24 protein-coding genes are annotated in these 22,964 nt (G+C 57.9%); 6 read left to right on the top strand and 18 right to left on the bottom strand.

Annotated elements, in window-relative coordinates:
- Positions 1-10 precede the first annotated feature (10 nt).
- Together M3P36_RS05020 and M3P36_RS05015 are read left to right on the top strand one after the other, a co-directional pair.
- The gene (locus tag M3P36_RS05020) at positions 11-541 is read left to right on the top strand and encodes a hypothetical protein (RefSeq protein ID WP_249702159.1); all 531 of its coding nucleotides are present in this window, start codon (positions 11-13) and stop codon (positions 539-541) included.
- On the top strand, positions 541-1,080 hold the full coding sequence (locus tag M3P36_RS05015; RefSeq protein ID WP_249702158.1) for a hypothetical protein: 540 nt from the start codon (positions 541-543) through the stop codon (positions 1,078-1,080). The genes M3P36_RS05020 and M3P36_RS05015 overlap by 1 nt, the downstream gene beginning before the upstream one ends.
- Here the strand turns inward: M3P36_RS05015 and M3P36_RS05010 are convergent.
- The 5 genes from M3P36_RS05010 to M3P36_RS04990 all read right to left on the bottom strand — a co-directional run bounded on the left by M3P36_RS05010 (position 1,077) and on the right by M3P36_RS04990 (position 4,711).
- Positions 1,077-1,496, bottom strand: coding sequence for a MerC domain-containing protein (locus M3P36_RS05010; RefSeq protein ID WP_249702157.1), 420 nt, complete (start codon positions 1,494-1,496; stop codon positions 1,077-1,079). The genes M3P36_RS05015 and M3P36_RS05010 overlap by 4 nt on opposite strands.
- Positions 1,497-1,599: 103 nt before the next feature.
- Positions 1,600-2,259, bottom strand: a complete 660-nt coding sequence (locus M3P36_RS05005) for a phytanoyl-CoA dioxygenase family protein (protein ID WP_249702156.1) — start codon at positions 2,257-2,259, stop codon at positions 1,600-1,602.
- An 18-nt stretch (positions 2,260-2,277) separates the two neighbouring features.
- Positions 2,278-3,576, bottom strand: a complete 1,299-nt coding sequence (gene hslU, locus M3P36_RS05000) for an ATP-dependent protease ATPase subunit HslU (RefSeq protein ID WP_249702155.1) — start codon at positions 3,574-3,576, stop codon at positions 2,278-2,280.
- Positions 3,577-3,584: 8 nt separating this feature from the next.
- Complete coding sequence (hslV, locus tag M3P36_RS04995) at positions 3,585-4,172, bottom strand: ATP-dependent protease subunit HslV (RefSeq protein ID WP_283773334.1); 588 nt, start codon at positions 4,170-4,172, stop codon at positions 3,585-3,587.
- A 47-nt stretch (positions 4,173-4,219) separates the two neighbouring features.
- Complete coding sequence (locus M3P36_RS04990; protein ID WP_249702154.1) at positions 4,220-4,711, bottom strand: outer membrane protein assembly factor BamE; 492 nt, start codon at positions 4,709-4,711, stop codon at positions 4,220-4,222.
- A 209-nt stretch (positions 4,712-4,920) separates the two neighbouring features.
- Here M3P36_RS04990 and M3P36_RS04985 point away from each other — a divergent pair, with 209 nt between their 5' ends.
- Positions 4,921-5,436 carry a ubiquinol-cytochrome C chaperone family protein gene (locus tag M3P36_RS04985; protein ID WP_249702153.1) on the top strand — a complete coding sequence of 172 codons (516 nt, stop codon included), beginning with the start codon at positions 4,921-4,923 and terminating at the stop codon, positions 5,434-5,436.
- Complete coding sequence (locus M3P36_RS04980) at positions 5,436-5,963, top strand: YceD family protein (RefSeq protein WP_249702152.1); 528 nt, start codon at positions 5,436-5,438, stop codon at positions 5,961-5,963. The genes M3P36_RS04985 and M3P36_RS04980 overlap by 1 nt, the downstream gene beginning before the upstream one ends.
- A 184-nt stretch (positions 5,964-6,147) precedes the next feature.
- On the opposite strand, the gene M3P36_RS04975 is transcribed toward M3P36_RS04980, so the two are convergent.
- The 3 genes from M3P36_RS04975 to M3P36_RS04965 all read right to left on the bottom strand — a co-directional run bounded on the left by M3P36_RS04975 (position 6,148) and on the right by M3P36_RS04965 (position 8,162).
- Complete coding sequence (locus tag M3P36_RS04975) at positions 6,148-6,357, bottom strand: helix-turn-helix transcriptional regulator (RefSeq protein WP_249702151.1); 210 nt, start codon at positions 6,355-6,357, stop codon at positions 6,148-6,150.
- Positions 6,354-6,758: a hypothetical protein gene (locus M3P36_RS04970; protein WP_249702150.1), complete on the bottom strand. Its 405-nt coding sequence runs from the start codon at positions 6,756-6,758 to the stop codon at positions 6,354-6,356. Before M3P36_RS04970 ends, M3P36_RS04975 begins: the two co-directional genes overlap by 4 nt.
- 429 nt (positions 6,759-7,187) lie before the next feature.
- The gene (locus M3P36_RS04965) at positions 7,188-8,162 is read right to left on the bottom strand and encodes a hypothetical protein (RefSeq protein WP_249702149.1); all 975 of its coding nucleotides are present in this window, start codon (positions 8,160-8,162) and stop codon (positions 7,188-7,190) included.
- A gap of 106 nt (positions 8,163-8,268) precedes the next feature.
- Here M3P36_RS04965 and M3P36_RS04960 point away from each other — a divergent pair, with 106 nt between their 5' ends.
- Both M3P36_RS04960 and tcmP read left to right on the top strand, forming a co-directional pair.
- Entirely contained in the window at positions 8,269-9,000 is a 732-nt protein-coding gene (locus M3P36_RS04960) for a DUF5131 family protein (protein ID WP_249702148.1), read from the top strand.
- Entirely contained in the window at positions 8,997-10,166 is a 1,170-nt protein-coding gene (gene tcmP, locus M3P36_RS04955; RefSeq protein ID WP_249702147.1) for a three-Cys-motif partner protein TcmP, read from the top strand. The genes M3P36_RS04960 and tcmP overlap by 4 nt, the downstream gene beginning before the upstream one ends.
- Positions 10,167-10,228: 62 nt before the next feature.
- On the opposite strand, the gene M3P36_RS04950 is transcribed toward tcmP, so the two are convergent.
- The 10 genes from M3P36_RS04950 to ssb form a co-directional block, all read right to left on the bottom strand.
- Positions 10,229-11,827 carry a hypothetical protein gene (locus M3P36_RS04950; RefSeq protein ID WP_249702146.1) on the bottom strand — a complete coding sequence of 533 codons (1,599 nt, stop codon included), beginning with the start codon at positions 11,825-11,827 and terminating at the stop codon, positions 10,229-10,231.
- Positions 11,817-12,554, bottom strand: coding sequence for a hypothetical protein (locus M3P36_RS04945; protein WP_249702145.1), 738 nt, complete (start codon positions 12,552-12,554; stop codon positions 11,817-11,819). The genes M3P36_RS04950 and M3P36_RS04945 overlap by 11 nt, the downstream gene beginning before the upstream one ends.
- Positions 12,554-13,912, bottom strand: coding sequence for an ATP-binding protein (locus M3P36_RS04940; RefSeq protein WP_249702144.1), 1,359 nt, complete (start codon positions 13,910-13,912; stop codon positions 12,554-12,556). Before M3P36_RS04940 ends, M3P36_RS04945 begins: the two co-directional genes overlap by 1 nt.
- Positions 13,912-16,389, bottom strand: coding sequence for an Hsp70 family protein (locus tag M3P36_RS04935; RefSeq protein ID WP_249702143.1), 2,478 nt, complete (start codon positions 16,387-16,389; stop codon positions 13,912-13,914). The genes M3P36_RS04940 and M3P36_RS04935 overlap by 1 nt, the downstream gene beginning before the upstream one ends.
- 3 nt (positions 16,390-16,392) lie before the next feature.
- Positions 16,393-16,743: a hypothetical protein gene (locus M3P36_RS04930; protein WP_249702142.1), complete on the bottom strand. Its 351-nt coding sequence runs from the start codon at positions 16,741-16,743 to the stop codon at positions 16,393-16,395.
- Between the two features lie 145 nt (positions 16,744-16,888).
- Positions 16,889-17,332 (bottom strand): hypothetical protein, encoded by a 444-nt coding sequence (locus M3P36_RS04925; RefSeq protein WP_249702141.1) that lies wholly within the window; start codon positions 17,330-17,332, stop codon positions 16,889-16,891.
- The gene (locus tag M3P36_RS04920) at positions 17,310-19,361 is read right to left on the bottom strand and encodes a hypothetical protein (protein WP_249702140.1); all 2,052 of its coding nucleotides are present in this window, start codon (positions 19,359-19,361) and stop codon (positions 17,310-17,312) included. The genes M3P36_RS04925 and M3P36_RS04920 overlap by 23 nt, the downstream gene beginning before the upstream one ends.
- The gene (locus M3P36_RS04915; RefSeq protein WP_249702139.1) at positions 19,345-20,925 is read right to left on the bottom strand and encodes a site-specific integrase; all 1,581 of its coding nucleotides are present in this window, start codon (positions 20,923-20,925) and stop codon (positions 19,345-19,347) included. The genes M3P36_RS04920 and M3P36_RS04915 overlap by 17 nt, the downstream gene beginning before the upstream one ends.
- Positions 20,922-22,121, bottom strand: coding sequence for a site-specific integrase (locus M3P36_RS04910; protein ID WP_249702138.1), 1,200 nt, complete (start codon positions 22,119-22,121; stop codon positions 20,922-20,924). Before M3P36_RS04910 ends, M3P36_RS04915 begins: the two co-directional genes overlap by 4 nt.
- A gap of 248 nt (positions 22,122-22,369) precedes the next feature.
- The gene (gene ssb / locus M3P36_RS04905) at positions 22,370-22,912 is read right to left on the bottom strand and encodes a single-stranded DNA-binding protein (protein WP_249702137.1); all 543 of its coding nucleotides are present in this window, start codon (positions 22,910-22,912) and stop codon (positions 22,370-22,372) included.
- Positions 22,913-22,964 lie beyond the last annotated feature (52 nt).

The raw sequence follows: 22,964 nt of genomic DNA, 5'->3' as shown, positions 1-22,964 counted from the left end.
CCCAAGTGGGATGATGGACGCACTCGCCTGGATGGAGCAGTCGGCTCCCAGCATTTTCATGCGCGAGGATTTCTACGCCTATTTCGTGGCGCTGATCCTCCACGCCTGGGGCATGGCCATGCTGGTTGGCGGCGGGATTGCCGTATCCCTGCGGGTGCTGGGCGTGGCGCAGCAGACCCGGCTGGCGAAATGGCGCGCGTTGTTCCCGATCATGCGTCTGGGCGCGGTGCTGGCGCTGCTGTCGGGCCTCGCCCTGCTGGCGGGCTATCCGGCCAAGGCGCTGACCAACTGGGTCTTCGCACTCAAGTTCGCCTGCCTGCTGGGCGCGACATGGCTGGTGATGAACATGGCGCGGGTGAGCTTTTCCAAGGGGATCGAGCCGGTCGGCCTGGTGAAAATGCAGGCTGCGCTCGCCCTCCTGCTGTGGCTGGGCGCAGTCGGGGCGGGCAAGCTCTTGCTCTATACCAACCGGATGCTGCTGACGACCGACGGGCAGTTTGAAACTCTCGCCCAGTTGGCCCGGATATGGGGGAGCGGGTGATGGCCTATCCCGCCGATCCGGTTCTGGACCCTGTCGCCATCGTCAACTGGTCGATCGACACCGGCCTGTTCGACATTGCCTATTCCGCCTGGGGCTGGCCCCTTGCCGAAATCGTGCATTTCATCGGCCTCACCCTGCTGCTGGGCACGGTGGGCCTGGTGGACCTGAGGATGCTGGGCCTGCTGCGCGGACTGTCGCTGGCGGCGCTGCACAAGCTGATCCCGTTCGGCGTGCTGGGCTTTGTGCTCAATGTGCTGAGCGGCGTGGTGTTCGTCTCCTCCTCGCCCGACCAGTACCTCTATAACCCAGCCTTCCAGATCAAGCTGGGGCTGATCGCGCTGGCAGGCGTCAACATGGCGCTATTCTACCTCACCACGGCAAGGAAGCTGGCGGCACTTGGCCCCTATGAAATGGCTCCCAGGGCCGCGCGGATCTTCGCCGGGGTGAGCCTGGCATCGTGGCTGCTGGTGATTGCCACCGGCCGTGTCATCACCGCCTTCCGCCCGCCCGCGTGGTTCTGGTGCGGGTGGTGCAGCTAGGCGCGGCTTTCCGCCAGCGGACAGCGGCGCAGGCGCCAGTTGCGATAGTGACCGATCACCAGCAGCGCACTGCCCGGAATGCTGAGGCCGTGTTCGACCACCGCCGACCAGCCGCCCCACAGGCTCAGCGCCAATAGCGCCAGCCCCGCCAGACCGACCAACCCCGGCCCGCGCTGTCCATGCTGCCGGTAGCCAAGCCAGAAGGCGCCAGCCGCGAAAGGCACGACAAAGGCAAAGGCCGCAAGGTGCACCAGCGGCGAATCGGGGATGAACCGCAGCAGCCCGGGCGACAGCAGGAACAGCACCGGCAGGGCGAGACAGTGGACGAGGCACAACAGCGAAGCAGAGGCTGCGGCGCCTTCTACCATGTTGGTGCGGGTGATTGCGGCGGGCGAAAGGGTGACGGAATCGGACATGGAGTGAACCTAGCTGGAGGTTCGTGGTGATATGTTATATCACACCTATCTTACCACTGCTGCTTTGGTCAAGTGACCATACGTAATCCAATCTGCCAGTTCGCTATAGGCCGCGCCAAGCCAGCGGCTCCGGCAGAGGATCGGCGGAGTAGTCGATCTGCAGGACCCGTCGCCGCGCAGATGATCGTGATCGGGCCGAGCGGTGCAGGATTGGGGTGCGGTAGAACCAGCAGTCACCCTTCTCCGCCAGACAGTTTCGTATCGGCCCCTCGGTGACAAAGCGCGGAATTGCTGCTTCCGAGATACGTCCACATCGGTGCGAACCCGCTACCACCTCGAGAACGCCGTTTCGCTCATCGACCGGATCAAGATGGACGCGAACTGTCACCATATTGGCGAGGAGATCGTACGGCGGCTCCACATGGACCATGCCTTGCTTGACGTTCCAGTTTTCAAAGCCGGGCACATTATGCCTCGCTTTGACTGCGATGGTACGGTCCTGATGCCAGTCCAACTGCCAGTTTGCGCCAGGGCTCTTGTCGAACAGGACCGCCCGCACGGGTTGCGTCCCAGGGCCAAGGACCTGGCCCGCCATCCCGCCGATAGGGCCGGCAGTAGAAAGCAGGTCCGCAAGATTCTGATTCCCGGAAATGCGGATCCCGGCGCGGCCAGCGGGATAGCCTTCAAGCGCTTCTTCGAAAGCCGGAAGCAGCGGGGCGGCTAGACCGGCATGAAGTTCAGCCCCGTCGGTCAGTAGGTGCATCGGGCGCAAACCCCGCCGCTAGAGAATATACTTCGACAGGTCGGTATTCCCCGCCAGCCCGTCCAGCTTGTCGCACACATAGGCGGCGTCGATGGTCACATGATCGCCCTTGCGGTCTTCGGCGGTGAAGCTCAGTTCCTCGAACAGGCGTTCCATCACGGTCTGCAACCGGCGGGCGCCGATGTTCTCGACGCTTTCGTTGACCTGTGCGGCGATGCGGGCGACTTCGGCCACGGCTTCGTCGGTCATCTCCACCGTCAGTTCCTCCGTCGCCAGCAGGGCCTTGTACTGGCTTACGAGGTTGGCGCGGGTTTCGCACAGGATGCGCACGAAGTCGGCCTCGGTCAGGCTGCGCAATTCGACGCGGATCGGCAGGCGGCCCTGCAATTCGGGCAGCATGTCCGATGGCTTGGCGACGTGGAATGCGCCGCTGGCGATGAACAGCACGTGGTCGGTCTTCATCGGGCCGTACTTGGTGGCCACGGTCGTGCCTTCAATCAGCGGCAGCAGGTCGCGCTGCACGCCTTCACGCGAAACCGAGCCGCCGCGCACGTCGCTCACCGCGATCTTGTCGATCTCGTCGAGGAACACGATGCCGTTGGTTTCGGCATTGGCCAGCGCCACGCGGGCGACATCGTCCTGGTCCATGCGCTTTTCGGCTTCTTCATCGACCAGCCGGTCCCAGGCCTCGGGCACTTTCAGCTTGCGGCGCTTCTTGGGCGGGCCGCCGAAGGCCTTGCCCATCATTTCGCTGAGGTTGATCATGGTCGCGCCGCCGGGCATGCCGGGAATGTCCATCGATGTTCCGGCGGCGTCTGCTACCTCGATCTCGACTTCGGTCTCGTTCATGGCGTTTTCGACCACCCGCTGGCGGAAGCTCTCGCGCGTGGCGGCGCTTGCGCCCTCGCCCACCAGCGCGTTGAGCAGGCGCTCCATCGCGGCGGCAGAGGCGGCTTCGCGCACGGCCTCGCGGCGGCGGTCCTTCTCCAGCCGGATCGCCTCTTCCACCAGGTCGCGGGCGATCTGTTCCACGTCGCGGCCGACATAGCCGACCTCGGTGAACTTGGTCGCCTCCACCTTCACGAAGGGCGCTTCGGCGAGCTTGGCCAGCCGGCGGCTGATCTCGGTCTTGCCGCAGCCGGTCGGCCCGATCATCAGGATGTTCTTGGGCGTTACCTCGTCACGCAGCTCGGGATCGAGGCGCTGGCGGCGCCAACGGTTCCGCAGCGCTACGGCCACAGCACGCTTGGCCTCGGCCTGGCCGATGATGTGTTCGTCCAGCGCCGCAACGATGGCTTTGGGGGTCAGGTTGTCCATAGGTCTCTTCAGATGGTCTCGACCGTCACGCGGTCATTGGTGAAGACGCACAGGTCCGCGGCTACTGCCATGGCGCGGCGGGCGATCTTCTCGGGATCCTGTTCGTATTCGGCAATTGCGCGGGCGGCGGCCAGCGCATAATTGCCGCCAGAACCAATGGCCGCAATCACCGTCTCGTCACGCGATTCGGGTTCCAGCACGTCGCCATTGCCGGTGAGGACCAGCATCACATCGGCATCGGCCACGATCATCAGGGCTTCGAGGTTGCGCAGGTACTTGTCGGTGCGCCAGTCCTTGGCCAGCTCCACCGCGGCACGCAGCAGCTGCCCGGCGTGGGCTTCCAGCTTCTTTTCCAGCCGCTCGAACAGGGTGAAGGCATCTGCGGTCGCCCCGGCGAACCCGGCGATCACCTGATTGTCCTTGCCCAGCCGGCGAACCTTGCGGGCATTGGGCTTCATCACGGTGTTGCCCATCGACACCTGGCCGTCGCCCGCAATCACGGTGCGCCCGTCACGGCGCACACCGACGATGGTAGTGGAATGCCACTGGACCAGGCCGTGGCTGTTATAGGGGCTGTTATTGGAATTTTCGCTCATGCCGCCGGATATGGGGCCAAGGCCCCATGGCTGCAAGCACCCGAAGGTTACTGACCGGGTCCGCCCTGTCCGCCCATGCCCGCAGCACCGACCTGGCCGATATTGCCGAACAGGTCCTGCAGCAGGGTACGGTCACGGCCCAGCGTGGGCGTTGAATTGCTGTTGGGATTGAGCCGCACGACCTTTTCCATGCCGCTGCGTTCGGCGGCCAGCACGTTGCCGCGGGGATCGAAATGGATCGCCAGCACCGTTTGGGCGGCGATGCGCGGTCGCGTGAACGGCGCCTGTTCGGTGCGGCTGGACACATAGTACCACACCGGATCGCCGAACTGGCTGGTCAGCGTGGGACGGCCCAGCGTTGCCTGCACCGATTCGCGGTTGTCGAGGCCCGGCTGGACTGCGGCGACCAGCACTTCGTCCACCAGATAGCCGCGCTGGTTCTGGATCGACGAACAGCCCGAGGCCAGCGCCAGCAGGCCGATGCCCGCCATGATTCGCACCGCCATGCGATATCGGCCGACCTGAAAATTGCGCTGCATCGTGAGGCTGTCCTTCAACTCTTTACCCGGCCCGCGACCATCGTCCCGCATTGCGGGTTGCGCCACAAGCCCTATATCGTCCGGGACGAGCCTTACGGGCTGGCGCGCCCCGGTGCAATCCCGGCGGACCATGCGACTGCCCACAGGCCATTGAACCCGCGCTTAACGATCAGGAATGATCGGGCGCCCGCCAAGGAACCGCAAGCCCCATGTCTTTCCTGTCCCGCCTGCTGGGTACCCAGGCCGATCCGACCGACCAGGTGCGCCCACTGTGGCACCGCGTGGTCGAACTGTCGCGCAGTCCGGAATTCTATGCCACCCACGGCGTGGCCGACACGGTGGACGGGCGGTTCGACATGATCGTCCACATGCTCAGCCTCGCCATGCTGCGGATGGAGGCCAGCCCCGACATTGCCCCCCTCACTGCCCGCCTGACCGAACTGTTCGTTGAGGACATGGACGGGCAATTGCGCGAAAGCGGCGTGGGCGACGTGGTGGTGGGCAAGCATGTGGGCAAGCTGATGGGCGCGCTGGGCGGCCGCATGGGCGCGCTCAGGCGGGTGCTGGCAACAGGTGACGATGCGCAACTGGCCGAGGTGCTCCAGCGCAACGTGCATTGGAGCGACACGCCCGACCCCGCAGGCCTTGGCGCGGCGCTGAAGGCACTGGCCGCCGATTTTGCCGGGCGCAGTGACGAGGACGTGCTGGCGGGGCGGATCGGCTGATGCCGAACCCTGAAACAAGCGCTCCCGAATTCAGCCGCATGATCGACCGGCGGCACCTGAAGGCAGCCCCGGTGGAACTGGTCGCGACCGAGGCAGAGTGCGCAGCATTGGCAACGCGTTTTGCCATCGTGCGGATCGACAGCCTTGCCGCCACGCTCGACCTTGTGGCCGATGGCGAGGCGGTGGACGTGACCGGCACCATGCGCGCCGACATTGTCCAGCCCTGCGCCATTTCGGGCGAGGACCTGGCGGTGAAAATCCGCGAAAACGTGACCTTCCGCTTCGTCCCCGAACTGGCCGAAGGCGCGCCGGAAGAGGAGATCACCCTCGACAGCCCGATCCTCGACGAGATCGAATATGGCGGCACGACCTTCGACCTGGGCGAAGCCGTGGCGCAGAGCCTGGCCCTTGCGATTGACCCCTTTCTGACGGGGCCGGAAGCCGAAGCGGCGCGGGCGAAGCACGGGTTGTCGGACGAAGGACCGAAGGGCGCGCTGGCCGAAGCGCTGGCGGCTTTGAAGAAGTAGAGCTCAAAGCAAGCCAACCTCGTCATCCTGAACTCGTTTCAGGATCCATTTCGCGGATTACCCGGAGTTCCTGTTGCGAAAGCATGCCAGGAGGTTTGTTTACCGAACCCCAATTCCGCGCACGCGGCATGATGGATCCTGAAACAAGTTCAGGATGACGTGTCCGGATGGATGGTGACCTCCCTCACCCCGCGTCCCCCACGAACGGATTGAAGAACAGGTCCTCCACCGCCACCCCGAAATAGGCCGCCAGCCGATAGGCCATGGGCAGCGAAGGATCGTACTTGTCGGCCTCCATCGCGATGATCGTCTGGCGGGAAACCTCGATCGCTTCGGCCAGTTCCGCCTGGCTCAGGCCGCGGGCCTTGCGCAGGTCGCGCAGGCAGTTCTTCATTCGCCCGCCCCCCGCTGGCGCAACATCCACACCGCCCAGAAGATGAGGAAGCCGAGGGTTTGGCCCATGATCAGGGCGACAGCCCCCAAGGCCTGATCACTATTAAGTCCCAGGGCAGCAACCAGCCACGCCAGCACCAACATGCCACCGGCCATGCCGCCCCAGTACCAACTGACCATGTGGCCATGCTTCTGCATGTCGTCCATCGTCCGCCACCATGGGACGCAGGCCCAGAACGCAGCCCCTATCACCAGCAAACTGGCAAGGAATACGAGCCAGAACTGCTCGCCTGGCACCACTTGCCTCAACAGGAAGCCAGAAGGAATGGCTAGGGCCAGCGGCCCAAGGAAAGCTAGCAGCGTGGTTTTACGCAAGCGCCGAGAATAATTGGCCTGGGACATCTTCACACCTCCTGAATGTAAAGATATTTAGACATTTTGCGGCAGAATGTCCATATGTTTTGACATTCTGCCAGATTGGCCTTTCCTACAAACTCCCACAGCGCGCACGAAAAGGCCGGAGGCTCGTCGCCCCCGGCTCTTTCATATCGTCGATCCTGCCCGCGTTTTTCTCCGGGGGTGTCACTTTGTCCGCGTGGCGGATTTCAGGAACAAGTCCCTGTAATTACGCGGCTATCCGGACAGAGGCGAAAGTGACACCCTGTCACTTGTGTCACCTTTATCCGGGCGAATCCGATCAAAACGGTTATCTCGGGCCTCTGGGTGTAACTAGCTCTGTAACTAACTGCAAGCCACTGATTTCATTAAAGAAAAAAATGGGATTTCACGCTGCGGCTCAGGAGAAATGTAACTCGTCGCCTCATTATGAGGCTATCTTTTAGCCCTAGATGACCCCTTGATCAGTTCTAACACAGCGGGTTCCACATTGATGTCGACGTCGGGCGGAGTCAACTGACGCTGCATCAGGAGTTGAATCCTGGCTTGCCCGACGCGCAGCTTGCTTTTTTCGGCCTGCAACATGGCTAACACACTCTCGTCGATGTCGAGCTGAACAAAGCGCCTAGACGCTTCCCGAAGGATGCTCAGACGGATGGAATTCTTCAATCGCGAGACGTTCTCGACAATCCCATCAAAGCGACGAGCGAGCGGATGGTCCACGATTTCGCTCAGTGGCTTTCCCGTCATTGCGTTCGCTACCGTCTCTGGAATTCCTGATGCAAGGCGCACTTCGAAGCGCTGATGGTCTTGTGGGCGCCAGTAGATGGCAGCCTCCTCGCCAAGGGATACTGCTTCGACATTGATAGACGACTGCGAGCAATAGCCTGCAACCCAAGGTGCGACTTCGGGCAAGTCACGGAACTCGTATCCTTTACCCACGGTCCTTCTCAAGAGCCGCGGCACCTCGGACCTGCTACGCCAATGGACGAGGTCGTCATATCGTTCATGCATCGTCGTCGTTTGCCACGTGCTATCGACCAACCCTTGTGCTTCAAGCCCATAGACCTCCATGACTGCCACGGTCAGTTCTGATGTCTTCATAGTCGCGGCCGGGGGGCCCTTCGATCCGACGCGTTTCCAGGTCCGCGCTGCAGCAAGGCGGCCTATGGCCAGGTCGAGTGTGGCGATAGCAAGTTTCGCACCGCGTCCGATGAAGGTAGCATCTTCGACGCTCATAATTGGAAATGTCCCACCCACGCCGACGTCGAGGCGGATACCTCGGGTATCGTGCTCATCGAGATACAGACGCTCCGGACCTTCGAGCTCTAGAATTTCAGGCCCGTAGGCGAGAAGGTTCAATTCGAGAGCCTGGGCGGATGCATGAAATGCCTCATCCTTCAAATCCATGATTTGGCTCCTTTTCCTTCAGAATGCTGATCCCCCTCCCCCTCCCGTCGTCCGTTGCTTTTGGACTCGCGGTGTGGCAGTTTCCGTTTCGTTCTTCGGAGGATGAATGGCCGACGGCAGTGCAATTGAATGGACCGACGCGACGTGGAACCCGGTGACGGGCTGCACGCAGATCACGCGTGGCTGCGATAACTGCTATGCGCTGAGGTTCGCCGAGCGCTTCCGGGGTGTCCCCGGGCATCCGTTCGAGAACGGTTTCGATCTGACGTTGCGCCCTGCCCGACTGGTGCAGCCTCTAGCCTGGCGGCGCCCTCGGATGATCTTCGTGAACTCCATGAGCGACCTGTTTCACAAGGGCGTTCCGCGAGCCTTCGTGGATCAGGTCTTCGACACGATGGAGGCCGCTGACTGGCATGTGTTTCAGCTGCTCACCAAGCGCAGTTCCCGGATGCGAGATTACCTCCGTGTTCGGTATGCTGATCGGCCACCACCAAGCCACATCTGGCATGGTGTTTCGGTCGAGGAAGCGCAGGCCCGTTCCCGAATAGATCATCTCCGCGCGGCTCCTGCCGGAGTGCGGTTTCTGTCCATCGAACCCCTGATAGGTCCCGCCGGACCAATGGATTTGACGGGCATCCATTGGGTGATCGTCGGTGGGGAAAGCGGCCCTGGCGCACGACCGATGAAAGCAGAGTGGGTCAGGGAAGTGCGTGAACAATGCCGTGACCAGGGTGTGGCATTCTTCTTCAAGCAATGGGGTGGCATTCGGCCGAAGACTGGCGGCCGTGAATTGGACGGTCGCGAGTGGAACGAGATGCCGATGCAGGTCGCCGCGTGATCGAACTCGAAGTCCCGCCGCACTATGCGGGGCGCGAACAAGCCTACGTCAAGCACCACTTCTTAAGGGAGTATCTGGAACGGCTTGCTTTCAAGATCGCGAGCGCGTTTGACGAGCTGGTCTATGTTGACGGGTATTCCGGGCCGTGGAAGAGCGGTGACGAGAACTACGGCGACACATCGTTCGGAATCGCTCTCGAACGCCTGACAGCTGCCAGAGAGACCTGGCGGGACATGCCAAGCAGACGTCGCGATGTCAGGATGACCGCTCATCTCGTTGAGGAGAAGGCCGGCCCCTTCCGCGAACTCGAAGGGATTGGTGCTCGTTTCCCTGAGGTGTCGGTCAAACCGCACAGGGGAGATTTTCTGAAGCTGGCACCCTCGATCGCATCGGCCATCCCACAGAGGGCTTTTACATTCTCGCTGATTGATCCGAAGGGTTTCACCCTAGACTTGGATGCGCTGAAACCACTGCTGGCGAGGCCGCGCAGCGAGGTCGTTTTTAACTTTATGTATGAGTTTGCGAACCGCTTCGTCGAACATCCTGACCTGGCAGATACGTTCGATCGTCTGTTGCCGGGAGTGGATTGGCGCCCGCGCTTCGCTAGTCTGACGGCGGATCCTGCCTCGGGACCAGACGAGCGCAAGGCATTCCTACTCTCGTGTTTCAAGGAGGCGGTGAAGGCCATCGGCGGCTTCAAATACGTCGCCGACATCGAAATACGCCACCCTGGCAAGAACCGGACATATTATTTCCTGGTATATGCCACCCGGGAACCACACGGCCTGGAGGTGTTCCGGGATTGCCAAGTGAAGGCGCTGGCGGCGCAAGCGCAGATCGCGGGCCAGAAGTCGCAGGCGAAGCGAGAAACGAACGGACAGACTTCGCTGTTCGGCACTGAGTGGGAGAGCGCTGGGATCAACCACCGCCAGTTCCTCGACGAGCAGCGCAACGCTGCAAGGTTGCTGTTGCTGGAGATCGCAGCAACCGAGCCGGGGATCAGGTGGGGCGAGGTGTGGCCGAGGATGCTGGCTGATTATGCCATACGGAAGACCGATGCGGGCGCAATTGCAGGAACACTGCGCAAGGAAGCCATGGTGAGCTTCCCTGGCTGGGGGGGCAAGAAACGGATACCGTCTGACGACTATCGTCTACAGCTTACTTAGCCGAAACTGGTGTAAACTTGCTTAGGCGAATATTGCCATACCTGGTGCTCGCAAGTCACAGCTTAGAAGGCATCACTTAGCCTTCCAGACCCTTTTTTGAAGGTTGCTCGAATTACGATTTCGAGAAAATGCACATTGGGTGTCTCTCGATAAGGAATGGCAACTTGTATCTTGGGGTCGTCATTCCCCCTTATAACCAGATTGCCATTGAGGCTCTCGATTGTCACATCGTTCCAACCATATTCGATGTCAGTGCTCCCAAAGAACTTGGATTTCTTTAAGGTCACACCATAGTCTCGAACAGAAGCCTCGCCGAACCAAAGCTCTCTGCCAAGCTTGAGCGCACTTAGCATCTGCGTGACCAGGGGCTCGGCAAGAAGTTGGACCAGACGCGATATGAAGGCTTCAAAGACGGTGCCAGAGCCGAAGTTCGCGACAGCTTCCGTCCGCCCGTCCGACCATGCAATCAAATAATCAGTCCCTGACGGCACGCCATTCACGGATTTGCGGATTGCTCCCCAACGCGCGCTCACAATCGACGCAACAGGATAGATTTCCCCTCTCCACTGGAGTTGTTCAGGGGAAATACTAAGGAGATTTAATCCTAGAAAACCAACCTTTGTGGTATAGTATAGGTCATCAAGCTGCTCTTTGGATTGGGCTTGGAAACTGTCGAGCGCTTCAAGGTCTTCAGTGACACGACGATTTATGACGGGCGAGGCTTCGAACGCTTTATGAAGCGATGAACTCAACTGCTGCGCCTGCTGGGTCAATTTGTGCGTGTTATGAAGCTCAATCGCCAGATCTCGTAAAAGCTTGGCAAGCTCTTCGCTCTCGTCGTAACTTTGTCCACGGTGGGCGAGGCTGGCATGCATTGGAAACGTGAGCTGCTCCCACGTTTCCAACATTTCATCGATAGCGTCCAAAATCGGCGGCAGGGCATCTGGCCGACTACCGGCTAGTTCCTTGGCTCGGCTTACGAGCCGTTGTGCGCCCGCAATCTCCCGATCCATAAACCCACGGACACGAAGCCCGTAATCATCAACGACCTCGTGAAGGAGCGCCGATGCGTAGCCATTTGAGATGGCTTCCTTGACCAAGTCGTAAATTGCCTCGGCCATAACGTCTGTTTGTGCCCGATTTAGCGTATCAAGGATGATATGCCGCCAAAGCTCCCGGCGCCTTTCTAACTCCGTCGCTGCCATTTCGACATTGGATACAATCGGAAAGCCAGCCAATTGTCGATCTTCGTTGATCTCCTGCACGATGCGGCCGAGATCGACTTGGGTTGACGATTTTATAATCTCGGCAACGATCTCTTTAAGCGATTCGACCGTTTCGCATGAAGCTTCATCTTGCGCGAGTTGAACAAAAGCATTTGCGCGGTGAAGCCCAGTAATACCAAGACTATCGATGTCATCTTTTGACCGAACAGCAGCAGCCGCTTTTGCAGCATTCGGATTCAGACCAGGGAACCAACCTAACTCCGCTTCGATTCTTCGTCGCGGATGCATCAATAATGCACCCGCGGCATGACAGACGTCCTGATCGTGCATCAAAGACTGGTCTTCTACCGCCTGAAGGATTGTTCTTGAATTATCCCGCACGCTCACGTCCAACAAGACGAAGGGATTGAGAGCGGTGGTGACCTTAGTTGACACGGCTTCGACCCTCCTGTTCGATCGAGTATCGACGGAGCAAAACCTCGGACTCGATTGACGATCTATCTGTTTGTCGAAATGATCGATTTTCACAGCTCAAATTAAATTGGTCTAGCGCCGAGTTGAATGAGTCGACATTACGATTGTAACGATCAGGATCCGAAAACTGAAAGCTATCTATAGCACTTGACTGCCCATCTAATCGGATACTTTCTTCCAAACAGTCACGAAGCTGCTCTCGACTGAGCACTGAGCTGTCATACACAGTCGTAGGAGGAAGATACATTTCGTCATCTGACTCTAAGGGTATGGTGGTCTCAGGAACCTCCCCATATTCCTCCATGACATCTCCAGTTCCATCATCCTCGAATGCGTACTCATTCATCGCACCGTCTTCGTATTCCAGGCCGTAATCGGTTTCTGGGATCTCATTTTCTGCGCCGTAATAACCGTCGTCCGAATTCTCGTAACCGTCATCAGATGCGATGGCCGAAATTACCCAAATCACCGCGACTGAACCGAGCAGCCAAACCCACCCGCTCCAAGAATTTCCCGTGGGAGCAGCGCCGTTTGTCTTATTTATGTTAGGAAGATTATGAGTATTTTGCCTCTGTTTCGCTGGGACAGACTGCTCAAGGATTTTGTCCGTGCGCGCTAGAGCGGAATCTATATCAGTAGCAAATTCCGCGAGCCCCTCGACACCCCTCATATTTCTTTCTCTACTCATCAGAAACCTATGCGCCTTGGCGCGTCGGCTTCGCGCGAGGGCACTAGGGCTAAGGCCCTACGGATCTCGTCATTGCCTATGCGGTTTTTTCCAGATCGAGCTGCGGTGCGACCTGCCTCTCTCACGACGAAGCTCACATCAGAGAGCGGACGCCCGGTGAGCTCAGCCGCTATCTCAAGGCCGATTGTGACCTCGTTGGGGACGTTTGAAAGCAAAGCCTCGAGCAGCCCTCTAACCTCTTCTTGCCCCGCTTTGCCCACGTGGATGACGTGATCAAACCGCCCTCGCCGCATGATGGCCGGATCGATCAATTCAACCTTGTTGGTCATGCCGATGACAAGCACCCGATTGCTGCTAGCTTCGGGTATGCGACGCAGAAATTCCGCCATTTCCTCCAAATGATGTTGGCCAGCGCCACCATCGCGATTGGTTAAAAATGCATCCATCTCATCAATGACTATCACTGCGGGCGCGGCGTCCCGAGCAGCAATGAAAACCTCGGAAACTTTGCGAGACGTTTCGTGGATGTAGGGGCTGGCCACACTGGACGCCTCGATCTGGAATGATGGCCATCCAAGATGTTCGATCAGGCGCTCTACCGCGAAAGTTTTCCCACACCCTGGAGGGCCTTCAAGCACGATACCACCAGGGAAATTGATTCCTAAACTGGCATATCTTTTTTCGTCCTGGAGAATTTCGATAATGTGTTCATTGAAAAACTGCGCCAAGTCCTCGCGGCCAGGCAATACAAATGGCATAAGAGCGGACGGCAACCCGGCTCCCGCATTATCTATTCCGTCATTTTTCCTTGTTTGGTTTCCCGAGGGCATCTTAATTGGAATAGCAGCCGCAGAAACAATCGATCTCAAATCGTCCTCATCAAAACTAGGCAGGATCCGCTGGAGAGCAAGGATGTCATCGGCACGGACTGGCACCCCGCCCGTAAGATAGCGACCGAGCAAGTCGGCCTTGTCGATAGGTGCACCGAACCCGATTGGGATCAGGCGATTGAGCTCGGATGAGAAAATTGCGTTTGGCACATTCTCCTCGTTCGCGAGAACAGTTGCGAAGGCAATGCTGTCTGCCAATGCCTCTGACATTTGAATTTCCGAGACCAGCCCCAGAACCCCGCCTACGACAATGTAACGGAATGATTCTTTCGCAAGGTCAAACTCCTCGCTGAGACATTCATCCAGATCTTTGTGTGCGGTGCAAAAATCAGTCCTCGCCAAGACGGCGCGACGCCCATCTTTGGTCGCATGAATCCAGATTGTATCATCGATGTTTTGGATTATTCGTCCGAGGGAGGTATTTGCACTTTTCAGTGCGGTGCCCTGAGGGAACGGTGTGTTTCGCATTACGCACTCATGATATTCGTCATGGCGAGGATCTCTTCCTCGCCGGAACGGAAGATGCGCACCTCGTTCATTTGAATTAGAACAGCCCGCAAGGCTTGGTGATCGTTCGTAGCCAGCGCCCTACGTCCACGTTCAACATATTGAGCGTGTTGTTCAAGATCTGGAAACTGCTCTGGACTCCGCGAAAGCGCATGGAAGAAGTCGATCACGAATTTCTCTGATTTCCAGAGCGCCATAAAATTCCGACCTCTAAGTTCATCTAAATGAGACTCGAAGTCGTTACCGTTGGTATCTATAGAATTCTGAGCGGTTTTAACCAAGCTGGCGAAAGCCTCACGCTCGTCGTCTGAGGCAAACTCTTCACCGCCGGAGGCAAACGCTGATACTGCCGAATCGAGATCCATCTGGCGAATTGTTTTTAGATGATCTTTCCTGAGAAGCGAAATTTCACGTTTTGCTTCTCTAACACCGTCGAGAGCTTTTTTCGTTTCTTCGGGTTCTGCACTGTTGGCATCAAAATTAGCGGCTGTTTGGACTTTTTTACGGATGTCATCGAGTCGACTGTCTTCAACCTGCTGCTCAAGTTGGTCCAGCCTATCGAGTGTCCGCTCTACCTCAGTTTGAACCAATCCTGCGGCCTGTGTATAGTCAGTTTGCGCTTCTTGCCGCGCATAGTAATTATGTCCGCTAGAGAATGATCCTGAAATTTCTGGAACGGAAACGTCTAGACGTATGTTGCCAGAATCAGAGATGTCGAACTCACAAACGAGTTCAGCCCCAACGTTTATGACGCCTTCGTCGAAATCCTGTCCACTGACCTTGAAGAGCCCGATGTATTGATTGTCTTCGATCGGATCTGAAACATCTCCCTCCCAGAGCTTAAAATTCAGCGATCCCGAACTTCCCGCTCGGAGGGTTTCGCCAGACCTGAAAGAGAGTTTTCCTTTTCGAGGGAGTGCGTCGCCCTTGCGAACAAGCGCCTGCAGCTTCCTGGTCTTGGACCTACCCCCAAGTGCTTCAATACTTATGGTATGAGACGCCGGGATTGCATCCACCGATGCCGCTGTGCGGCTGATCGTTATTTTATCGTTCGGGATCACAACCGAGTTGCCCTCAAGATCGAATGCAAAGACGCGAAATGAATTTTCACCTAATTTCGCGAGCGGCAGATCCAGTGATGCCCCATCCTTCAGAGCCGTTCGTCCCGACGACCAACCTGTATCGAGGCTATCGATCTGAAACTCTCCACCCACTGCGCTGACGTTCTTCGCTACCAATTTTGCAGAATTTTCTGGTGTTCGGGCGATATACGCAAACTCCAACCCCTTCATTGAGACCGATCCCCGCGATGATTTGCGGCCGCGGCTCTGGGTGGACCAATCGATCGACTCCGCAAAAATGGCAGCCCCTTCTGCCACGGCAGTCATAGCGTTCACATCGGTCGATGGTGAAATGCCGAGCTGGAAAGCCACTTTGTCTCTGAGCGGCTTATATTGAGTCGGGCCGCCGACGAAGACGATCCGGTCTACATCTTCAGGGCCAACCCCTGCTTGCTCGAGCGCATCGCGCGCTGCGGCGATTGCGCTATCGAGCAAAGGCGCCATCAGGCGGTCAAGTGTCGATCGTTCAAGCGGGATGTCGAGGTAAATTTCCTCGCCCGAGCTGTCCTTTGCGCCTGTATCCATTTCCGACAGAGAAATTACGGCACTCTCGGACTGTGAAAGCGTGATTTTCGCCCTTTCTGCCGCCCAAGTCGCTACGCGAGTAAGCGTTCTAAACTGGCGGTCGGCAGCGAAGTCATCTGCAAGGTCGAAGTTTTCGACAAGCCATGGCTTCACCACCTCGTCCATAAGCGCCCTGTCGATGTCTCGACCACCGCACATTTCGATCCCACCATGTGCAAGAAGGCTGACGCGTCCGCGCATACTCTGAGCAATTGCTATGTCGAGCGTGCCTCCGCCCAGATCGAATACCAAGAAAGTTCCGTCTCTTTCGCGCTGCCTCATGACGCTCATCACAGCCGCCACTGGCTCTTGCATAAGCGCGACGCGCCCTATCCCAGCCATTTCCGCAGCCGCAAGCGTTGCATCCTTCTGCATCTGGTTGAAGGCTGCGGGGACGGTAATCACCGTCCCCATTTCGTCGCTCTGCCTGATGTCTTCGGGCAAATAGGCAAACACCGTTCGGAGGATCTCTGCAGAGCATTCCTCGGGCGTCATAGCACGCTCCAGCGCGCGAATTTTGATCGGCGTGCTTGTGCCCATCATTCTTTTGAACAACGTTGCCCCATTATCAGGATTGCGCGCCCAATTATCGTAAGCCCTGGAACCTACAAAACGATTCCCTCTTTTGTCGAAAAACAATGCTGAAGGCGTTACGTCGTGCTGTTCAGGACTTTTATACAACACAAGTCTCTCGCCATCGAAACTGGCGATTGCACTATTGGTAGTCCCGAGATCAATTCCTACGTATTGCACTGTTCATATCCTCAACATCACTGTTCCGGTCCGCCGCACCCCTTCGGGGCCCATGATGATGGGTTCCATCATCACATCAACAAACAGGTCATCGTCAGGCCCGAAATCGGCTGCATTGAGAGCTGTCGCAGCCATACCACTATCGTAGGCCTCCCCCTCAATACTGACTAAACGCATCTCGAGCGAAGCAAGAGTCTCTTCGAGTTTTTTGTTAAAATACCGGATTTGATTTATCTGGCGCTGGGCGGCCTTTACGTCGCTTAAGTCAATCGACTTCTGGAACAAACGACTGATGCGCCAGCTTTCAATGGCAAGATCGATCAACTTATCTTCAATTTTGCCACTTTGTTCCATCCGAACCCCTCCAAGCGCCCCTCTTTTGCGAGCAACGACATTCTAGGATGAGTAGGTTCGAAATCCAAACTATCTGCTAAAGCTATTGCAAATTTATATCCCGCGAACTGTCTCTCGGTCGCGGGACGAGGCTCATCCCGCCTAGCTATCCCCGACTCCCTTCCGAAGTCGGGCGCGGAGGTATCGGCGCCTCGAGGGCCTCGCGCTTGAAGCCCATTCGCATGGCGTTGTAGCGGTAGCGGACGAAGGTTTCTTTGAAGCCTTCGATGGCCCTATCCTTCTCGGCCACTTCTTCCTTCAGCGCCTTGATCCGCCGCTCGAACATATCCTCGAGCGGTTCTTTCGTCTTCGGCTTGGCCTGGCCAAGGCCAATCTCCAGGACACGCGCATCGAACGCCGTCTTGATATGATCGCGCTTCATCATACCCTGCCGGGATACGGTGAATCCTAGCTGAGAGGCGACCGCCCTTTCGAGCGCCACTGCGGTTAGCTTGTGGGTTTCCGCGTTCCAGTCCCTGATGATCTGGATGATATCTTTTTCTCGCGCAGACGTGATCCGCTCACGCTTACGCCCCTTTTCCTTCTTCATTGTGCCCCCTCAATTTTGGTCCGCAGTAATGGTCCCGTGATGCCGCATTCGGCCTAACCCAGGTGCCATCGGGAATTTTCGGGTCGTCGTGGATGGCGACGATCCTCTCCAGGCTCTCTATCCTCTGGCGATGTGCCTCAATGTAATTCGAGGCGCCGATCGCTCCCTCACCTTCCTCTTCGATCGCCCGGTCGTGGAGCCAGCGCGAATCTTCGAGATCCTTCTGGCTCCGTTCTCGTCCGGCCTCGTCGCCCTTTTTGATATTGCAGTGCTCGCAGGTCGCGCAGGCTCCAATCTCGGGGCACGGCGCTGACATGAAATCGGCATCGCACATTCCGATCTCGGTCACGAACGCGGTAGCGAAGACGGTGTCGCGAAACCCTTCACGCTCGGTCGGTGGCAACCTGTCATGGACGTCGGCCAATGCACCCATCACCTGTCCTGTTGCCATAAGGTCGCGGGCATTTTCGGCAAGCTCCACGCCGGAGACATGATCATAGACACTATTCTGGCTGACCTCAGATCGTCCTGACCATCGAGCGACGAGAAGGTCGTTGACCCCGCTCCGCTGTGCCAGGGTATTGAGCCAGTGGCGGAACGCGTGGGAATTGACGCGCATAGGCTGTCCATCGGACCCGGTGCTTCCGAACCGTTCGAAGATTGAGAGCACCTTGCCATCCTTTGCGTCGCCGCGGCCCGACAGGAAATCGCTAATGTTCTGGTCGGTGGTGAAACCCAGCATGCAGCGGTTGGTCCCCCGGTAGCTGTGCTGATTTGCAAAGGTCAGGAAGAGGTGGTTCGAACGCCGGAGACCACGACGATCGCCGTCGAGGTAGTCCAGCTTGTGCCAGCCATCGAGCAATACGACTTCGAGTTCCCTGCGCGTTACAGTGTGTGGAGTCGTGCTCCTGTCGATTGGGACGCTTCTGTTCTTGAGCCAGAGGTAGGCTGCTGAGCGTTTCGAAAGGCCGAACATCTCGCGCACCTGTTCGATCGTGTAGAGCTGGCTGGGACCGAGATCGGCGCCAGGCAGCCAAGCGCGACTGGGATGGCTCTCATACCATTTGGCTAAGTCGCGGGCCCCTTGGGTGTGGGCCATCAACGTATCGAGCGCTGATCGTGCAACCGGGACCATCGCAGTCGGAATCCACTTGATGTCAGCCTGTTCAGCTTTCTCTGGCCAGTATCGGATGCCGTATCGCATGACGGGCACGCCATCCTCGTCGACGACAGGACCGTGGTCATCGATCTTCTGCCTCTCGACCCAGCAGTCCGCCGGCAGTGTGTTGACCTCCCCGATCCTCCACGGCGCGCAGTGGAATAGCTTTACAGCGGCCATGAGGATGAGATCGCTGGTATCAGTGATCAGGTGAGACAACCTTGCGAGTTCGTCGAGGATCTCCTCGTCGGGGAGCTTCTTCTTCCTGTTGGCCTCAGCGGCTTTCCCCACACGCGAAGTTGTTTCCGGCCGGTCGAATGCATTCTGCCATTCGAAAGCAAATTGGGTAACGCGGTGGCGCGACAGTGTGGTGGAGATTTCCTGTAGGGCTACGCCGAGACGGTAGCGGGAATCCTTGCTGGCGGTTCGTGCCTTGATCGTCTCGCATGCGGCATCAAAGTCGGCGGGAACCAGCAAACATGGGTCGTATCCACGATCTTCCAGTGTCGTTGCGAGATACCGCGAGGCCCTGACGAGAATGCCTAGTGGGCCCTCGCCGATCTTCGGGTTGCCGTCCTTTTTTAACCGGATGATTGCTTTGATGACCGATCCGAACGGATCAGCCAGGGGCGTTCGTTCTGCTGAACCCTTTTTGGTCCCGTTCTCGTGCGTGGCGAAATACAGCATGACCTTGCGGCCGGCCTTACCGCCGGGACGTGGGCAATGACGGCTAACGTTCCATCCAATAGCGTCAAAGTCTAGTTGGTCCCCAAAAGCGGCACAGTCTTCACGCGCCTCTCGGATCAGTTCATCGCGGTTCTGGCGTGCGCTACGCTGTGGGCTGGTGACGAGGTCAACGATATTGGTCATAATCGAGCCCCCTCTCCTCTTTCATAGCGGCGATCCCGGTGATGATTTCGGCGACGTGGGCGATGAGTTCATCCTCGACGGCTACCATCTTTGGGTCGAGACCCATCTCCTCCCGACGGGTCCGGTTGTCGATCAGCGCGTCCAGGACGAGGTCATGGGGACCGTCTATCCAAGCCTGGAACTTCGGGCAGAGGTAACAGGCGTAGGGCGCGTTAACGTTGCAGAACGACGTATGTCCGCAGGTGCCAATTGGTTCGAAGAGTTTCTTGTCGGGGTCCGCATAGTAGCGCCGACTGCCTGCCCGTTCCCCATTGACCGCATCTTCTTCCTTTTCGACGATTGACGCGAACCTTTGGGCGCGCTCGCCGAGAACCATGGCCATTGCAGCGTCAAGTTGTTCGACGATGCCGGAGTCGATGTCGAAGTAGACGTCGACGTTCTGTAGGTCGGTGTGATCGAGGGCGGCTGCGAGTGCCCATTTGGATGCCCCTGCCTCAACCATCCGTGTAGCCAGAGAGTAGCGTAGACGGCGGGTGTTGATCTTCAGAGGGTCGCCGCTCCGGGACAAAACCCGCAATCGCTTAATAGCGCGCTTGACGAGCTTGGTGAACTCCGCTGCCCGGAGATGCCACTCCCATTCTTCCAGACCCTTCTCGACCTTTCGCGCTTCATTGCGCCGGAAGAGCGGTCGGGCTTCATTTGAATCACGGCAAGGGTGCTGGCGCTCGTTCTCGTGTATCAGGTCCCGCAGAACCCTACCGACGAAACGGTTCGCCTTTCTCACTTGGAACTCGGTTCGAGGATTTACGTGCCGCTTCTTGTGGCGCGGGACAGAAACGAGCGTCGTGACGATCTGCCCGTTGATCATCTCGGGCACGACGTCCTCCTCGCGCATCACGGCATATTGGGAAGCATTCGCGCCGAATCCGAGACAGAGCCAGAGTGCGGCCTGTTCGTTGATAGGCATGCTTCCATCGACGCGTGCCGCACGTAGTGCTGAGGTAATGGCTGCGACCTCCATCGCATCCAAGGGGCCTTTATCCGGATCAGCAGACCGGACGGCTTCGCCTTTCGCGTTTCCCCCGATGACAAGGGCATCAAGCTTCCGGACGACATCATCCGTGAAGAAGGGAAATTGCTGGGAATGGCACCAGGTGTAGTAATCCCGGGCGTGTGCCATTTGCCACCTGTTCTTGCTCTCCAGCTGTTGGATTGCCTGGCTAAAGGCGAGGTAGGGTATTTCGGCTTTATCTTGTGTCGCGGCTATGAAGGCCGGCGTGTTGAACAGGGTCAGGCAGTTCCAATACCCTTTCGCTGCTACGGTCACGCTCTTGTGTCGGAGATTATGCGCGACCCACCGTCTGATACTGTTGAGGTGCGGTCCCTCACCGAAGGCGAGGCGTGTCCAGTCAATAGCGAAGGTTTCGGTTGGTGTCGGAATAACCCAACGGTTGACCGATACCTCGAGCATTCTCCCATCACGGAGGGTGATGATGTGGCTATCAGACGGCCATGTTATGTCCGAGGGTTCGGCGAAGAATTCGCCTGCGGTCATTTCGTTCACGAAGATTCTCCAGTCATTGCATCTTGCATGCTGATCAGGATCGCGAAGGCCTGCTCCTCGATATATCGCTGATTGTATTTTCCCGGTTGGGAAGACTTGATGCTCCAGCCCATCAGGTAACGATGAAGTCTTTCGACGAGCTTCTCCTCGGCGCCGGCATTCTCGCAAGCCTTGGAGAAACGATAGTTCCAGGTCCGCCTAAGATGGTGCGGAGCAAAATCAGGAGGAAAGATCTCAGGGAATCGGCTACGAAGAACGACGAAAATATCGTCCACCGCGTCAATGGAAAGTGGCGCTCCATCAGTTGTGCTAAGGACCACGAATGCAGTTTTCTTCGCTGCCCTGGCGGTGGCCGGATTACTGCGACGCTCTTTCAACAACCCTTCGTAAGCAGCTGCCAGCCTTTTGCTGACTGGAAGTAGCCGAGACCGTGTCTTGACGCTCGGCATATCCTTACGCGGGTCTTCGGGGTCGTTGGGCGTGAATGTAATGTGGAACGTTGAACGGGGACCAATCGACGCATGACCACCTTTAAGGGTAAGAATTTCTGCTCGTCGGATCCCGAGTTCATAGTAAGCCAGAAGAATAACAAAGTTACGCAACTGGGTGCGCTTTTGAAATGGGTTCTCTTCCGATCCCGGTCGGACTATCTCAAACAAACGCTTACATTGGCCTTCATCTATCTGGCCACGTTCCGTTGAAACGCTCTTTCCTTTTAAGTTTCGCAGTTGATCGGTCGTCGCCTCAAGCCTTAAGTTACCTTGGACTACGCGAACATCATCATTAGATAAACTGGAGACGACCAACCCCACCCGCCATTTTAGGTAGGCGATAAGGCTATCGACACGAGAACCCTGGGTCTGCCCGACGACAGATCGAGGCATGGCACCGTTGCGGACGGGACGACGATCAAGCCAGAGGAAATCAGCTAGGCTCGTTAGTTCGTCGCTGGTGAACAATCGCAGCGTGCCGAAACGTTTCTCCAGATTGATCTCTCTGCTTCGTGCCCAATCGTAAAAGATGGCTATGGCTGCGATGGCTCGGTGTGTGGTGTTAATTGGCTTTCCACGGTGAGCCGCCAAGCTGTAATCCGTCGCGAAGCCATCGGGGACGCCCGTTGCCCGGTCAATGAGGAGGGGCAGTCTTTCCCCTCCTTCAAGGACGATCACCTCGGCATGGTATTGGCTCGTATGCATTTTCCTTTCAGACCTTTCCTCCCCCATTCTAGGAACATAGTGGGAACTTAGACAAACGAAAAAAGGGCCGTCCCAGCTGGGACGGCCCTTAATGTCTCAATAATGATCTAGTTACACTGCAGAAGGCCGACTTATGAGAGACCTTTGATGATGCTCTAGTTACACTCTCATTTGCCTCTTTACCTTCCAAGACCTAGCGATTCTGCCAACTCTCACAACTTCAGGCAGTTACGCATAGATACCCGGCATTAGAACGGAATATCGTCGTCCAGGTCGTCGCCGAAGTTCGACGCGCCACCGCCTGCTGCGCCACCACCGGCCGAGCCGCCGCCCTGGTTCCAGCCGCCACCCGAAGAACCTCCACGCGATCCGCCGCCGGAACCGTAATCATCACCACCGCCGCCGCGCGAACCACCGCCGCCACCCGAACCACCGCCCGGTGCGCCATCGAGCATGGTCAGCACGCCACCGATGCCGCCCACCGAAACCTCGGTGGAATAACGGTCATTGCCGTTCTGGTCCTGCCACTTGCGGGTGCGAAGCTGGCCTTCGATGTAGACCTTGCTGCCCTTGCGCAGGAAGCGTTCGGCCACGCCCACCAGGCCATCCGATTGCAGCACCACGGTGTGCCATTCGGTCCGCTCCTTGCGCTCGCCGGTGGCCTTGTCCTTCCAGTTTTCGCTGGTCGCAATGCGCAGGTTGCAGATGCGCCCGCCGTTCTGGAATGACTTGACCTCGGGGTCCTGCCCCAGGTTGCCGATCAAGATCACCTTGTTGACGCTACCCGCCATCGAATCGCTTCCCTTTGATTGTGTGGCGCATGGCCTAGCCAATCAGCATGGC

The organism is Altererythrobacter sp. KTW20L, from assembly GCF_023501975.1.
Taxonomy (GTDB): Bacteria; Pseudomonadota; Alphaproteobacteria; order Sphingomonadales; family Sphingomonadaceae; genus Alteraurantiacibacter.
This window is presented reverse-complemented; position numbering and strand designations above follow the sequence as displayed.